Origin of the sequence: Hafnia alvei, from assembly GCF_900095695.1 — a bacterium.
In the GTDB taxonomy this organism is placed as follows: Bacteria; Pseudomonadota; Gammaproteobacteria; order Enterobacterales; family Enterobacteriaceae; genus Hafnia; species Hafnia alvei_B.
This window is the reverse complement of the sequence record NZ_FMIQ01000055.1, coordinates 72,247-88,141: the sequence shown is the minus strand read 5'-3', so window position 1 is coordinate 88,141 and position 15,895 is coordinate 72,247. Positions and strand designations below refer to the sequence as shown.

The window sequence follows — 15,895 nt, the reverse complement described above, 5'->3', positions numbered from 1 at the left end:
TGGTTTAAGGTCGCAGCACTTTCTCTTCCCTGAGATAATGTGTAATTATGGTAATATTCTGGTCGAAAAGCAGGTAAATCGGGGCGTTAAATGACTAAAGTAAATCTCATCACCGGATTTTTGGGTAGCGGCAAAACCACCACGTTGCGCCACCTATTAGCAAACAAACCCGAAAATGAAAAATGGGCTGTTTTGGTAAACGAATTTGGTGAAATTGGCATTGATGGTGCGTTGCTAGCAGATACAGGAGCCGTGTTAAAAGAGATCCCCGGTGGATGTATGTGCTGCGTTAACGGTCTTCCTATGCAGGTTGGATTGAATATGTTGTTGCAGCAAGCCAAACCCGATCGCTTGCTGATTGAGCCGACCGGGCTCGGGCATCCGAAACAAATACTGAACCTGCTGACATCAGACACCTATCAAGCTTGGCTAGAGCTAAAAGCCACGCTTTGTGTACTTGATGCCCGCCAGCTTAGCGATGACAAATACACCAGCAATGAGAACTTCCGCGATCAGCTTGCCGCGGCGGATATCATTGTGGCGAATAAGGACGATACCTATAGCGATAACGATCGTGAGAAACTTGACGACTGGTATCAGCAAGCAGGCTCAGAACGCCGCTTGGTATCGACGCAGCATGGGCAACTTGATGTCGCATTACTCGACAGCGCACGTGAAAATATTGCCGAACTACCTAATGCTAAACACCATCACCACGGTAAAACAATCGCATCAGGCATTGCCGCACTGCGCCTACCTGAAGGTCAAAACTGGCGTCGCTCGCTGAATCAGGGCCAAGGCTATTTTAGCTGCGGATGGGTATTCAGCGCGGAGACCTGTTTCGACACCGTCGCTTTGCTGGAATGGGTGCGCCTCGCACCGGTTGTTCGCGTGAAAGGAAGCTTGCAGATCCCAGAAGGAACCTTGATCGTTAATCGACAAGGCGCTGATTTCCATATTGAAACACAGCAGACAACGCCGTTGGACAGCCGCATTGAGTTAATTCATGACGCTGAAACCGACTGGAACACATTACAAAGTGCGCTCTTAAAAGCACGTATTAAAACAACGTCTTAAACAGAAATTTTTATTTTACAGGTTAGGCTTAGCACATGACTCGTCGTAATCTGCCGTGGATTATTTTGTGTAATCTCGCAGGCATCGCTTTATTCTTTTCTTGGTATTTGGCTCCAAATCACGGATTTTGGTTCCCGATTGACTCGTCGATCTTTTTCTTTTTTAACGATCACCTAGTCACCAACCGCGCCTTTCTCTATTTAGTGGCCTATACCAATAATCGAGCATTCGACGCCATAGCGTTACTGAGTATGGGGCTGCTCTATCTTTCGTTTTTTATCAAACAAGATGGTTACGGCAAGCGCCGAATGCTAATTTTGGGCGTTGTGATATTACTGACTGCGGTGGTCTTAAATCAGTTAGGCCATATTCTTCCCGTTAAACGCGCGAGCCCAACTAACTACTTTTCCCACATTCATCGCGTGGGCGAGTTGACTGGGATTAATACCAAAGACAGTTCAAGCGATAGCTTCCCTGGCGACCATGGCATGATGCTGATTATTTTTGCTGTATTCATGCTGCGTTACTTTACGCTTCGCTCTTTTATTATTGCGCTGGCGATCTTCGTGGTATTTATTCTGCCGCGTATCATGATTGGCGCGCATTGGTTCAGTGACATCGCCGTCGGCTCTCTCAGCGTCGTACTGGTTGGCCTAAGCTGGTGGCTACTAACGCCTGCATCAGATGCCTTATTGAACTTGTTGGACCGGCATATGCCCGGCAAACATCGTCCGCAATAATCCATCGCATCCCCCTGAATTCGCCTAAGGGATTAAGGGGGATAAATAAGAGATTGCATAAGTTCTCATTCAGATAATTCCTATACCATCTAGCTTTTCTTTTTTCCTTTTCATCCCACGCACATCTTTTTTAATAATCTTCAAATATTACATATTATTACAACAGCTTCTTATTCTTCAAAATGAGCAAAAAGTCTCGCCAAACCTATTTCGATCCGGTAGTCTTTCAACGTTTGTGCATAGATTCTGAGTTTTTGAGAATAATAGCGATAAAAATGTGCTCCACCGCACAGAATTCATGTGTAAACATTGTCACATGAGGATCCTATTATTAGTCTCTTGAATGGCATTTATAGATAGCGACTCCGTCGTTAAGGACAAAAAGGAAAATCTTCTACAATGGTCAAGTCTCAACCGATTCTGAGATATATCTTGCGATTAGCACCTGCTATCGCCGCCGCAGTACTTCTGTCGGCATGTAGTGCAAACCATTCTTCATCTGATAGATACGCACAAACTGATACGCATGCAGTTAAAGACAAAGACGGTCTTTTACTTCAAGCTTCTCAGGATGAATTTGAAGCAATGGTTCGTAATGTGGATATTAAATCCAAAATTATGGATCAGTACGCAACCTGGAAAGGCGTACGTTATCGCCTCGGTGGCGACAGTAAGCGTGGCATTGATTGTTCAGCATTTGTTCAACGTACTTTCCGTGAACAATTTGGTTTGGACCTTCCTCGCTCTACATCAGAACAACAAGATACTGGCCGCCAAATTCAGCGTACTAAGCTGCGTATCGGTGACTTAGTGCTGTTCCGTGCAGGCTCAACAGGGCGCCACGTCGGTATCTATTTAGGTAATGATCAATTCGTTCATGCTTCCACCAGCAGTGGTGTGACCATTTCAAGCCTGAATGACAGTTACTGGAAAGGCCGTTATCGCGAAGCTCGTCGAGTATTGACCAACCCGGCGCATAGCTAATCCAGACGCACAAACACCTGATTGTCCTAAATGCCAAATAAAACGCGACTTCGGTTGCGTTTTTTTATGCCTGCAAGCCATCAGATCCACCTCATCGGTGACTTCACAATATTCTGTAATCCTTCTTTAAAGTTAACTGATTCTCTCGGTAATTTTGTGATCGGACGGATGTTTTATCCAGCTCAGCTTGAAATACATCACAAATCACTGTGGATCGAGATCTATAAAAAAACAAAAAATTAACATTAAGTTAATCTATTTGTATTCAATTCTGATTTTCTTCCCTAATATCTTGGATGTTCTGCGAATCGATCGTTCTCTTTCGCAATGCACTCATAGATAAAGGCCATCAGAGCCTATGCCTAAAACGACATGCCTAAATTTATAGACTGCGAAACATCAGCTAATGGCATGCAACTTACAGACAGGTAAAAGGAAGAAGACATAATGGTAGAGCAGGTAAAAGTTGAGGCCGCGAGCCCTGCAAAAGGGGAAGAGCATCTACGGCGCAATCTCACCAATCGGCATATTCAGCTCATTGCTATTGGTGGTGCCATCGGTACCGGCCTCTTTATGGGATCCGGCAAAACAATCAGCCTTGCAGGCCCTTCGATCATTTTCGTCTATATGATCATCGGCTTTATGCTGTTCTTCGTGATGCGCGCGATGGGCGAGCTACTTTTATCCAATCTTGAATATAAATCCTTCAGCGACTTTGCTGCTGATTTGCTCGGCCCGTGGGCTGGATATTTTACCGGTTGGACATACTGGTTCTGCTGGGTTGTCACTGGCATAGCCGACGTCGTCGCGATAACGGCCTATGCACAGTTCTGGTTCCCTGGGCTATCTGATTGGGTCGCCTCGCTTGCCGTGGTGCTTTTACTGCTAGGGCTGAATCTGGCGACGGTCAAAATGTTCGGCGAAATGGAGTTCTGGTTTGCGATGATTAAAATCGTTGCCATCGTTGCATTGATTTTGATTGGGCTAGGCATGGTGTTAATGCACTTCGAATCACCAACCGGCAGCGTGGCTTCGTTTAGTAATCTCTGGAACGATGGCGGCTGGTTCCCGAAAGGCCTAAGTGGTTTCTTTGCGGGCTTCCAAATTGCGGTATTTGCCTTTGTTGGCATTGAGCTGGTAGGTACCACTGCAGCAGAAACGAAAGATCCTGAGAAATCATTGCCGCGCGCCATTAACTCGATCCCTATCCGCATCATCATGTTCTATGTATTTGCGCTGATCATGATTATGTCCGTGACGCCGTGGGGCTCTGTGGTTCCGGATAAAAGCCCGTTCGTTGAGCTGTTTGTGTTAGCCGGTCTACCTGCTGCTGCCAGCATCATTAACTTTGTGGTGCTGACCTCTGCGGCCTCTTCTGCCAACAGCGGCGTCTTTTCAACTAGCCGCATGCTTTATGGCTTAGCGCAGGATGGCGTAGCGCCTAAGCGCTTTGCGCTGCTATCTAAGCGCGCAGTGCCATCATCTGGCCTAACGTTCTCCTGCGTTTGTCTGCTGGGCGGCGTGGTGCTTATCTATTTAATCCCTAACGTTGTCACCGTTTTCACGATGGTCACTACGGTGTCAGCCATCTTGTTCATGTTTGTTTGGTCGATCATTCTGTGCTCATACATGGTTTACCGTAAACAGCGCCCTCACCTGCATGCAAAATCAATCTACAAGATGCCTTTTGGCAAGCTGATGTGTTGGGTGTGTCTCGCCTTCTTTGCGTTTGTTATTGTGCTGCTCACGCTGCAAGCTGATACACGCCAAGCACTGATGGTGACGCCGCTCTGGTTCGTGATTCTGGGGCTGGGGTGGATGTTCATACGCAAACGTCGTAGTACCCAATAGATAGCGGCCGCACTCAGCAGCAGTGACCAACAAAAAACGGGCCATAAGGCCCGTTTTTTATATCTCTGATAGCTGATATTTCTACCAAACTACTAAGATGCTAAATTAACACATTCACTACTTACGGTTTTTAATCACATGACGCAACGTGACTAAACCTACTGAAGTAATCACACCTAGAATAAGAGCCAGCAACACAATCATTGCCGTTTTAGGGCTGTCTTTTTTCACCGGCTCATTAGGTTTCATCATGTATTTGTACGCGGTAAAATTGATATCCGCTAACTTCAGTTCACGCAGCTTGCTGATAATCATCTTGCTGTCCTGCAAACCGGAGTTCAACTGAGCCAGATCGGTTATTGATTTCTCAATTTCTAGCTTACGTTTTAAACCGTCAGAACCCAGTGCAATAGAAAAATCAGGGTCATCTTTAATCGCGGTACCATTGCTATACAGTGGGCGTTTTACACCGGCCGCATCCGCAATCGACAATGAATACCCCAGACGATTGATATTTACTTCTTGCGCATTCTTTAAACGAGCAAGCGCCATATCATATTTTGCTTCTTCACTGCTCAGGTTAATATCGATCAAACGCTGGATCTTACCGGCAATAAACTTTTCTACCGAGGCGTTAACGGCTGCGATATAGCCTGCCAACGTTTTCTGCGCATCTTCGCTGGTATCAGCGGTGAATGACAACTTGTAGTAAGAATAAGCCGTATCCGCAGGTGTTTTACTCAGATCGCTACTGAAAGAGGCAAAAGACTTGGTCGCCAAGCTGTCAAGTATCTGACGTTTAGTCAATTCGTCGTTAGGAGCCACTTTCTCGACGAGTCGCTTATAATAATCTGTTGTAACAAGATATTCTCGACGCAAAATCTGAGAGTCATAGTCACGTACAAAGAGGCTTAGCAGGTCTTTTTCACCCACGCTAAAATCGATGCCCAGAATAGCCAGCTGCGGCTTCAATTCATCCAGAGATGTCAGTTCCTCACTCTGCGGAGCAACGATAACAGTATCACTCGTCCACTTTTGAGGCAGAATTTTAGCAATCCCGTAACCGAATAAACCAAAACAGAACGTTATAATTAAAATTGTTTTATATGATTTAATTGCAATAAGTAACCATTCAATCAGGTCAATTTCATCATCACGTGGGAATGGAGGCTGGAATTTGCGGTTTGAGCTGTCTAAAACAGCATCATTATTTTCATGATGTATAATAGTCATAATGTTACAAGCAAGTCACACTTTGTTATGCACAGTTGAATATGGGTACGATGGAATTGTCCAGAAAAGGATACTGGATAACTTTTTTGATAGATACAACTTAAATAGAGATCTTAAAAATAAAAATATAAGCTTAGCGAGAACCAAAAAAACAAATAAAGACCCTAAATCCATAATACTTTAAGGATTAAATCCTGATTTAAAGAATTTTCTTAGTGTTTTATTTATGTACGCAAAATTTTCACCCGATTAAATCCGCATAAAAAAACGCCTATAAATAGACGTTTAGTGTGGCTAAATAAATAAAATGACTTTAAGTTAATTCCTTGTGCCCTTTTTCCCCTCACTGACGACATTCAAGCAAGCATCAACCTGAAGCTTGATACTCAGAGGGATTGGGAGCTCGCCACAGAGATAACGTTTCGTCCAGCGCACGGTTTCTTCTATTGTTTTTGCCTCGGCTAATTCGGGCTTATCCCCCTCTCCCATTTCGCGCGTCACTAGCGTACTCATTTCCCCCTCACGACATAAATGCATCTGCGGGCAGCGTAGAGGATTGGCATACGCCTCCCCTTCCGTTCCATGCAATAGCAGTGCAGTCGAGAGTGTTTGGTTGAATAGCCGTGCCATTCTCTGGATATATTCAGGGTGGGAAACGCTGGCAATGCGCAAAGCGTCACCGACAAAAGGGTTAATCATTTTAATCAAGGTGTGCGCGCTGTTACGCACGCCCATTCGCCATCGTAATGACAAAACTTGATGCATTTCTGGTGCTAAATGTTCCACGCCGATAAAAACGGGCTTACCGGTTTTCCAATCGATGTTTTGCAAATCACATGTTGGTGCAACACCCAGCGCCTGGAATATTTCAGCGCTGGTGACCCGATTAGGATCTTGGCTAACCCCATGCACTAAAACGGGAACGCCTTCCCTTGCTAGCAGCATGGCTAATAACGGCGTCAAGTTAGCTTGCTTACGTGCCCCGTTATAGCTTGGGATCACAATGGGCATTGGCATACCGGTAGGCAGTTTGAGGCTGGCGGAACGCTGCTGCATTGAACGATAAAAGCCGAGCATCTCCTGCTCGGACTCACCTTTAATGCGCAAAGCAATCAGAATGCCGCCAAGTTCCAGCTCTGGAATACGCCCAGCCAGCATATCGCTAAACAACGTTTCGGCCAGTTCGGCACTGATATCACGCGCGTGATTCTTCCCTCGCCCAACTTCTTTAATAATTTGTGCATAATCCACGGCAACACCTCGTACTCATCCAATTTACATTTACATCATACTAGGGATAGTACGTGGCATTATTTGCCCTGACAATTGTGCTGCTCACTAACCTTAGCTGCGACGGCGAGAGCCACGCTTGCCACGCGAGCCGCTGGCTGATTTTGTATCGCTCTTCGGCGTAGGAAGTGCGGGAAGGTCGCCCTCCGGCATTGGGCGTTGTTCGATGGGAAATACCGGCAATGCGCCCAGCAAACGCGCACCGTAGCTTTTGCTCAGCAAGCGTCGATCATAAATGATAATCTCACCTTTACATTCATGGCTTCGGATTAAGCGTCCGACCTGTTGGATCAGGGTGAACGACGCGCCAGGCAAGCTCTGTACTTCGAACGGATAACGCTTGAGCGTTTTCAGCCATTCACCTTCGGTAAGGATCACCGGGCTATCAATAGGTGGGAAAGCAACTTTGTGGATGTGCACCTGGGTGAGCAATTCCCCTTTGAGATCTAACCCTTCAGCAAATGACTGTAAGCCAACTAAAGCACTTTGCTGACCTTTACGTACGCGGCGGCAATGCTCTTCAACCAAGCGGTAACGCGGTTGATCGCCTTGAACCAGCAATCCCAAGCGCAATGCAGGAACGAAGCTGAGAAACGTTTGCATCGCTCTCTGACTGGCAAACAGCACTAGCATGCCAGTGTGCTTTCCACTTTCCCATTCATGACGGAAAAAATGTGCCATTTGGCGTAAATGCTCCGCCTCCTGTGCCATCGCAGGTTCAAGTGTCATTTGCGGGATCACCAAACGTCCCTGCTCTGGGTGGTTAAACGGGGAATCTAAAGCAACAAAACGATCTCCCGCTTTCTCATTTAATCCAGATAGCTCACTGATCCGGTTAAAACTATTCAGGGATCGCAGCGTAGCTGAAGTGACTATCGCATGAGGAATCTTTCGCCAGAGCATTTTCTCGAGCTGATCGCAGACGCGGATCCCAACGCAGTGCATATAGATGTGCTGCACATTGTCGAATACGTCACGCGTTAGCCATTTCGAAATTGGCGCATTGGACGCTTTCTCCATTGCCGCCAAACGCCACAGCTTCGTCATCGCTTCTAAATAACTGAAACTACGGCTCATCTGCAATATGGCCTTGTGCAATCGCATAATGTCGTGGCTGCCGGTTTTCTCCTGCAAATCATTCATCATGAATTCAGCCAAGCCGCGCAGCCCGTCCGTCAATTTATATAAACGAACAGCAATATCCACCATCGGTTCAGGCAATACGCCCATTTCGAAACGATAGTTTGGCTCACTGCTTCCCGCAGGAAGTAGCGATGTCGCCATGCGGTCAAAATCCGTGGTTAACTGCCGCATCTCTTCACAATGGGCTTTTAAACGCTCGCTATCCATCAGCTTCGGGCGGTTTTTGGGGCTGTACTGTGCGCCGCACTGCTCAATGTGCCGCGCGATCCCTTCCACCTGGCTGTTAACAAAAATAGCGGTAATCTCGCCATCGATTTCTAACGCATCCCGCGCCACATCGGGTAAATGATGACCTTCATCTAGCACCAGCAGCAAATCTTTGGCATTCGGGAGAACCGACTCATTCTCCAACGCGGCCATGACTAACGCATGGTTTGCAACCACCACGTCAGCGCTCTCAATTTCGCGTCGAGCAATAAAGAAAGGGCATTCGCGAAAATACATGCAGTTGCGGGCCAAGCAGTTAGCACGATCGGTGCTTAATTTCGCCCACAGTGCATCATCAATATTTTCATCAAGATGATCGCGCAGGCCATCCCAACGATAGCCGCTAAGCTGCTTGCTGATTTTTTGACATAGCGCTTTTTCTTCGGCGCTGCTGGGCTGTAAATCATCTTCAATAAACAGTTTAAGATCGCCCTGCATGCCTTCAGCGCTCGCCATCGCAGCCAAATTACGCGGACAGATGTAGCGGCCACGGCCAAAAGCCGCGGTAAACTTTAAATCGGGGATAATCTTGCGCAGCAGTGGAAGATCTTTGCTGTAAATCTGATCCTGCAAGGCAACGTTGGCCGTACTCACCACCAGAGGTTTCTCTTGATCGCGGCTAACCGCAATCCCAGGGATCAGATACGACAGCGTTTTACCAACACCCGTTGGTGCTTCGATGGCCAAATGACGAGCGTCATCGCCGGCTAGCGTTTTCGCGACTTCCGCAATCATCGTGCGCTGCTGAGGACGTGGGATAAAATCAGGGATATGCTCAGAAAGGGCTTTATACCATTGAGTAATTTGATTTTTAGTTGCGGAAGAAAGCGCCATTGATACTCGATACAGAAAGAAACAGAGGTCTATTTTCTCATATTCATCATCAAAAATCAGCCTGATATTCTGCTATGCACGGGTAATCGCAGCTAATAATAATGTTTACATAAAAAGATTAAAGCCAATGAATATTAGGAGCATTCTTAACAAATAATATGATTTTGATTATGAATATTCAGCGGAATAATTATGCTTCATTGAAGGGGGCTAACAGCACAAATAACTTAAAAATTAGATGAAATTAAAATCAGGTCGAAAGCGCAGCAGCATTTTACCATAACGAATATTTATGGTTATGTAAACCCCAATTACGGCATTAATCTGAATTTAGGGGTTGTCTCATCATCTCATTATGTTAGGGTATTAAACGATTTCGCTCATAATATTTGGATTATTTGATTTAAATAATCTGTGAACTATTTCTCATTATATATAGGAAACTCTATTATTGCATGACTATTAAAATAGAAATTAAGAACCTTTACAAAATATTCGGGGAGCATCCCGACCGCGCATTTAAACTTATTGAATCAGGTCTGCATAAAGACCAAATATTTGCAAAAACAGGTCTGACCGTTGGCGTTAAAAATGCCAGTCTGGCCATTGAAGAAGGCGAGATATTTGTCATCATGGGACTCTCAGGTTCCGGCAAGTCCACCATGGTACGCCTTCTCAATCGTCTGATTAAACCGACCCGTGGCCAAGTCATGATTGACGGTGAAGATATTGCACAGGTCTCTGAAGAGAAGCTGCGTAATATTCGCCGCAGTAAAATCAGTATGGTTTTTCAATCATTTGCGCTTATGCCTCATTTGAACGTGCTCGATAATACCGCCTTTGGGCTAGAACTATCGGGTGTGCCTCAGGCTGAGCGCCATCAAAAAGCATTAGATGCCTTGCGTCAGGTTGGATTAGAAAATCACGCCAACTCTTATCCTGATGAATTATCTGGGGGTATGCGTCAGCGCGTTGGTTTAGCACGCGCCATGGCAATTAATCCCGATATTTTATTAATGGATGAAGCGTTCTCCGCACTAGACCCTTTAATTCGTACGGAAATGCAGGATGAGCTAATTAGACTTCAGTCTCAGCAACAAAGAACCATTGTATTTATTTCACATGATTTGGATGAAGCTATGCGTATTGGCGACCGTATTGCCATTATGCAAGGCGGTGAAGTTATACAGGTGGGAACGCCTGAAGAAATATTGAATAATCCGGCCAATGATTATGTTAAGACCTTCTTCAAAGGCGTTGATATTAGTCAGGTCTTTAGTGCGAAAGATATTGCTCGCCGTAAACATCTTTCATTGATCCGAAAAACGCCAGGATTTGGGCCTCGTGCTGCATTGAAATTATTGCAGGATGAAGATCATGATTATGGCTATGTGGTAGAACGAGGCCAAAAATATATTGGTATCGTTTCTGTTGAATCATTAAAACAAGCGCTCTCTCAAGGCCAGTCTTTAGATTCTGCCCTGCTGTCAGCACCCGAAGCCGTTGATGCAGATACCTCGCTCAACGAATTAATTTCGCAGGTTGCCCAATCACCTTGTGGTGTTCCGGTGACATCCGCTGACGGTATTTTTATCGGCATTATCAATAAAGGCACGCTACTACAAGCACTGGACAAAGAGGGCCCTAGCCAATGAGTGACGCAACGAGTAATCCATGGGCAACCGCACCCGCAGAATCAGCCGCCAGCGCATCATCCGCGTCGCAAGGCGCAGACGCATGGTCTTCATCACCGGCCACGACTGATGCAGCAAGCAACCATGCTGCTCAAGGCAGCGATTGGCTTAGCAGCGCACCCGCACCGGAGCCAGAGCATTTTAATCTGATGGATCCGTTCCATCATACTTGGGTGCCCTTTGATACATGGGTCACACATGGCATCGACTGGTTGGTCAGCCACGGTCGCCCTGTTTTTCAAGGCATCCGTATGCCAGTGGACTTCGTCCTCAGCGGATTTCAAAACATCTTGCTGGGCATGCCCGCGCCTATCGCGATTTTAGTATTTGCCTTAATTGCATGGCAGTGTGCCGGTCTTGGCATGGGAGCTGCAACGTTGATTGGCTTAATCGCCATCGGTGCCATTGGCGCTTGGTCGCAGGCGATGGTCACGCTGGCGCTGGTACTGACATCGCTGTTCTTCTGCATGCTCATCGGCTTGCCCTTAGGGATCTGGCTGGCACGCAGTAAAAGCGCTGCACGCGTGATTAGACCGTTACTGGATGCCATGCAAACCACGCCGGCATTTGTCTATTTGGTGCCTATCGTGATGCTGTTTGGTATCGGTAACGTTCCTGGCGTGGTCGTCACCATTATCTTTGCGCTGCCGCCGATCGTACGTTTAACCAGCTTGGGGATTCAGCAGGTTCCCGCTGATCTGATTGAGGCCGCTGAATCCTTTGGCTCAAGTCCGCGCCAGATGCTGTTTAAAGTGCAGCTACCGCTAGCAATGCCAACCATTATGGCCGGTGTTAACCAGACTCTGATGCTAGCGCTCTCGATGGTGGTTATCGCCTCAATGATTGCGGTGGGTGGCTTAGGCCAGATGGTATTGCGCGGTATCGGTCGACTCGATATGGGTCTGGCCTCTATCGGCGGGGTTGGTATCGTGATTTTAGCGATTATCCTCGACCGCTTAACTCAGTCCGTAGGGCGCGATCGTCGTAGCCGTGGTGTGCAGGGTTGGTATATGTCCGGCCCAATAGGCTTAGTGGCGCGTCTTTTTGTTAAGCGCGGCTAACACCTCTTAGCCTCCTCCTTTCAGGGGGAGGTACATCGCACTTCCCTTCGGGCTTTAAATCCTCCCAAAGAGAATGCGGATAGCCCTATTTCCCATCTATACCCTGAATCATTGGCACTACGCCAAAAATCACAGGGATAAAACAAACAGGAATATTCATGACATCACAAACAAAACAATATAACCAAACTCAACAACGTATCGCATCTATGCTTGCCGTTACCGCTCTGGCCTTCGGTACGCTTTCCATCTCCTTCTCCACTCAGGCAACAGAATTGCCGGGCAAAGGCGTGTCTGTACAGCCAATTCAGAGCAGTATTGCCGAAGAGACTTTCCAGACCCAACTGGTGAGCAAGGCGCTAGCAAAATTAGGCTATGACGTACAGCCAACCAAAGAAGTGGATTACAACGTGGCGTACACTTCCGTTGCGGCGGGTGATGCCACCTTCCTCGCGGTGAATTGGGATCAGCTTCACTCTGATATGTATAACGGCGCCGGTGGCGATAAAAAATTCTACCGTGAAGGCCAGTACGTAACAGGGGCGGCGCAGGGATATTTGATCGACAAAAAAACCGCCGATCAGTATCACATCACCAATATTGAGCAGCTCAAAGATCCCAAAATTGCCAAGCTGTTTGATACCAACAACGACGGCAAAGCAGATTTAGCCGGTTGTACGCCGGGTTGGGGATGTGAAGCCTCCATCAACTATCAGCTCAAAGCCTACGGTTTGAATGATACGGTTGAACATAATCAAGGCAACTATTCAGCGTTGATTGCCGACACCATGACTCGCTTTAAAGAAGGCAAACCGGTGTTTTACTACACATGGACGCCGTATTGGGTGAGCGACGTGCTCAAACCTGGGCGTGATGTTGTTTGGCTACAGGTGCCGTTCTCAGCCTTACCGGGCAGCCTGAAAGATGTTGATACCAAGCTGCCAAACGGTGCTAACTACGGTTTCCCAGTTAACAATATGCAGATCGTAGCTAACAAAACCTTCGCCGAGAAAAACCCAGCGGCGGCAAAATTATTTGCTGAAATGAAATTGCCAATTGCTGACGTTAATGCGCAAAACCTGCGTATGCATCAAGGTGAAAACTCAGAAGCGGATATTGAGCGCCATGTAAACGGCTGGATTAAAGCCCATCAGGCCACGTTTGATGGTTGGATCGATGCCGCACAGCAGGCTGCAAAACACTAAGTTTGCACTAAAAAGCGCGTATCTTGCGCCCGATGGATAAACGCATCGGGCGTTTTACTACGCTCTATAACAAGCGACAGCTTTCCTGCAAAATACGCAAAACCGTCTGTGCCCCGCTGCGGTTTGGATTAATACGGATCATGCGTTGTTGAAGCGTTGGATCCGACAGAAGAAAAGTGCCAGACACTCGATAAAACAGCGGCGGAATTTCGTACTTAGACTCTGCGCCAACCGGATACGGCAACGCGCCTAGTTTTTTCGCACGCGCCAGCACTTTTTCCGCAATTGGTTCATGAAACTCCACCAGCAGAACTTTGGACTGCGCATTAGCAATAAACGCCTGTTTCACCTGTGGGATTGCCCCGCTTTGCAGCTCAGCCACCAGACGATCATTCACCTGCGCCTGCACCGCGTGCATCACTGGCGCAAAAACTAAACCTCGCAACGCCTCCATCGCCTGTATCCCTTGTATCTGGCTACCGCCGGAGTACATGCTTTTACGCACCGCATTCACCGCGTTCTCATCACCGACCACAACCCCAACGCCGGCAGGGCCAAAGAGTTTAAAACACGAAAAAGTTGACAAGGTCGCACCGCATTCACAGCCAATATTCTCGACCTTCATTACCGCGTAATTATCGTCAGTAAGCGAAGACAATCCGTAGTGATTAAAACAGGCGATGACTTCGCGCAGGGAGTAAGAATCATCAATTTTCTGACGGGTGTGTTGGATAAGCGCCGCCTGCGGGCGATGCTGCTCAATCGCACGGGCAACTTCATCAAGCTGATTGAAATCGGCACGAACAAGCAGCAAGCCCATTTGCTCAGCAATAACCGCCGTGGTGGGATAAAGCGGCGCATCATGAATAAGAAGCGTGTCGCCTGCCCGCAATACAGCGGCCAGACCGCTGCGAATTGCCCCAGTACCCGCCCCCTGCACTAAAACAGCCTTCGGTGCGGCAAAAAAATCAGCGAGAACGGCTTCCACCCGTTGCGTCATTTGTGGCTGATTTAGACCTGGAACCAGACCTAAATCACCCGCGTTGAGAAAGTCACTGCCGGGAAAGTGGCGACAGATAATATCCACCAGCCGGAACTGCTTATTCTGCGCCTGCTCCATCGTCAGGCTCTGCAAAGGCCAGGTTTTCACACTGTTTTCTCCATCAAAGCCTGCCGCAAACGTCGCGGCAGGCAAGAGCAAGGGATCAGACCGGAACGAACAGGCCGCAATAGAAGAGAATGTTTAACACAATACCGGTTATCAGCACCGCCACGACGGGGGAAGCCATTTTTTGCACCGGACGACCCAACGACTCGTTGAGGAAATAAAGCGCAGCCGCGATGGTAAAACCGGTGTAGCCCGCCATTTTGATCGCGGCGAAGATCGAGCCAACCAGCAACGCCATTTCCATCAACATATTCATTGCATTACGGATGTTATCCGAAGCATTACGCACCGAAGGGTAACGCCCCAACCACTTACCAATAGAACGCAGCAACAGCACTTCAGCGGAAATCACCAGCGCCCCCGCTACAAAGGCAATTAATGGGTTAGAGATCAGGTACCCAACGGCAAACACGAAGGTGAAACCGGCTACCGCATACACGCCGGTCGCCAATGCCGTGGTGGCAATCATCGGCACAAAGCCCAGCCCGCGCATAAACTCCGCCAACGCCGCCTGATTAATCAGCGTCTGTGACTGCGCAGGATCTAGACCCGCGTGATACGCCTTCTCAAGCGTAAAGATCGACACCTCTGAACCGGCAAAAATCTTCATGCTGGCAACGGCGGCAATCAGCCCACCGACAATCGCAATATAGGGTAGGTTTTTGATAATACGCGAAGTGCGCTCCTCAAAAACCGACTGCCCATCGTCATCCGAACGCTCCCCGCGAGTACGGTGATCCAGAGTAATCGCGATGCCCAGCAGCATTATCATACCGACAAAAATTTCAATAGATTCTGGGTTCAGATGCGGGAAGTAACGCACGATGATAACCCGCGTCATCAGCACCACAACCGCAGCGAGCAGGCTACTCTTCCAGCCAAACTGATAGAAAATAGCCACCAGAGGGAACAGGGCAAAAGCAGAAACCACCGGGGAGCTCAGTTCGCCCAGCGAGCCCAGTACATCCACTGGCAGCGCCGTCAGCAGATGGTTTACCGGCAGCAGGCAGGTGAGAATCAAAATGCCCCATATCGCCCCCAACCCAAATGCCATAACACCATTAAAAGCCAACACGCCGAGAATATCCGTCGGTAAAAACAGCAGCCAGCTGTTGAGCAAACCGGTTTTCAAGGTGAACGAAATACCCACCGATGCGACAAAGCCAATGCTGAGACCAAAGGCAATGCTCCCCGCCTCACGACGGTTCATATTCCCCTCAATCAGCTGAGGCAAAATCGGTCGAATCCCGTCGTGGAAGACGGCTGCAGACTTGTGCGCCAGCAGCGCCGTCATCCCTGTCAGACAGGCGACCACGACTATTTGAATATAAAAATCCATAGCGCTGCC

The 15,895-nt window shown here is 47.8% G+C and carries 12 protein-coding genes; 7 read left to right on the top strand and 5 right to left on the bottom strand.

The features are described 5' to 3' along the window. The first annotated feature begins 90 nt into the window (after window positions 1–90). The 4 genes from BN1044_RS14145 to cycA all read left to right on the top strand — a co-directional run bounded on the left by BN1044_RS14145 (window position 91) and on the right by cycA (window position 4,652). Entirely contained in the window at window positions 91–1,077 is a 987-nt protein-coding gene (locus tag BN1044_RS14145; protein WP_072309251.1) for a CobW family GTP-binding protein, read from the top strand. A gap of 35 nt (window positions 1,078–1,112) precedes the next feature. Then, window positions 1,113–1,817, top strand: a complete 705-nt coding sequence (locus tag BN1044_RS14140) for a phosphatase PAP2 family protein (protein ID WP_072309250.1) — start codon at window positions 1,113–1,115, stop codon at window positions 1,815–1,817. A 399-nt stretch (window positions 1,818–2,216) separates the two neighbouring features. Continuing rightward, window positions 2,217–2,801, top strand: a complete 585-nt coding sequence (mepS, locus tag BN1044_RS14135; RefSeq protein ID WP_004096016.1) for a bifunctional murein DD-endopeptidase/murein LD-carboxypeptidase — start codon at window positions 2,217–2,219, stop codon at window positions 2,799–2,801. A gap of 447 nt (window positions 2,802–3,248) precedes the next feature. Next, window positions 3,249–4,652: a D-serine/D-alanine/glycine transporter gene (gene cycA, locus BN1044_RS14130; RefSeq protein ID WP_072309249.1), complete on the top strand. Its 1,404-nt coding sequence runs from the start codon at window positions 3,249–3,251 to the stop codon at window positions 4,650–4,652. A 117-nt stretch (window positions 4,653–4,769) separates the two neighbouring features. Here the strand turns inward: cycA and wzz(fepE) are convergent, their stop codons facing one another. The 3 genes from wzz(fepE) to dinG form a co-directional block, all read right to left on the bottom strand. Continuing rightward, window positions 4,770–5,885: an LPS O-antigen length regulator Wzz(fepE) gene (gene wzz(fepE), locus BN1044_RS14125; protein WP_072309248.1), complete on the bottom strand. Its 1,116-nt coding sequence runs from the start codon at window positions 5,883–5,885 to the stop codon at window positions 4,770–4,772. A 318-nt stretch (window positions 5,886–6,203) separates the two neighbouring features. Continuing rightward, complete coding sequence (ybiB, locus tag BN1044_RS14120) at window positions 6,204–7,136, bottom strand: DNA-binding protein YbiB (RefSeq protein ID WP_072309247.1); 933 nt, start codon at window positions 7,134–7,136, stop codon at window positions 6,204–6,206. A gap of 93 nt (window positions 7,137–7,229) precedes the next feature. After that, window positions 7,230–9,419 (bottom strand): ATP-dependent DNA helicase DinG, encoded by a 2,190-nt coding sequence (gene dinG, locus BN1044_RS14115; RefSeq protein ID WP_072309246.1) that lies wholly within the window; start codon window positions 9,417–9,419, stop codon window positions 7,230–7,232. Window positions 9,420–9,874: 455 nt separating this feature from the next. Between dinG and proV the strand changes: the two genes are divergently transcribed. The 3 genes from proV (at window position 9,875) to proX (ending at window position 13,379) form a co-directional block, all read left to right on the top strand. Next, window positions 9,875–11,074: a glycine betaine/L-proline ABC transporter ATP-binding protein ProV gene (proV, locus tag BN1044_RS14110; protein WP_072309245.1), complete on the top strand. Its 1,200-nt coding sequence runs from the start codon at window positions 9,875–9,877 to the stop codon at window positions 11,072–11,074. Further along, entirely contained in the window at window positions 11,071–12,174 is a 1,104-nt protein-coding gene (gene proW, locus BN1044_RS14105) for a glycine betaine/L-proline ABC transporter permease ProW (protein ID WP_072309244.1), read from the top strand. The genes proV and proW overlap by 4 nt, the downstream gene beginning before the upstream one ends. Before the next feature lie 158 nt (window positions 12,175–12,332). Further along, window positions 12,333–13,379 (top strand): glycine betaine/L-proline ABC transporter substrate-binding protein ProX, encoded by a 1,047-nt coding sequence (gene proX / locus BN1044_RS14100; protein ID WP_072309243.1) that lies wholly within the window; start codon window positions 12,333–12,335, stop codon window positions 13,377–13,379. A gap of 64 nt (window positions 13,380–13,443) precedes the next feature. Here the strand turns inward: proX and BN1044_RS14095 are convergent, their stop codons facing one another. Continuing rightward, window positions 13,444–14,529, bottom strand: a complete 1,086-nt coding sequence (locus BN1044_RS14095) for an aminotransferase class V-fold PLP-dependent enzyme (protein ID WP_072309242.1) — start codon at window positions 14,527–14,529, stop codon at window positions 13,444–13,446. A gap of 55 nt (window positions 14,530–14,584) precedes the next feature. After that, entirely contained in the window at window positions 14,585–15,886 is a 1,302-nt protein-coding gene (locus tag BN1044_RS14090) for a YhfT family protein (protein ID WP_072309241.1), read from the bottom strand. Window positions 15,887–15,895 lie beyond the last annotated feature (9 nt).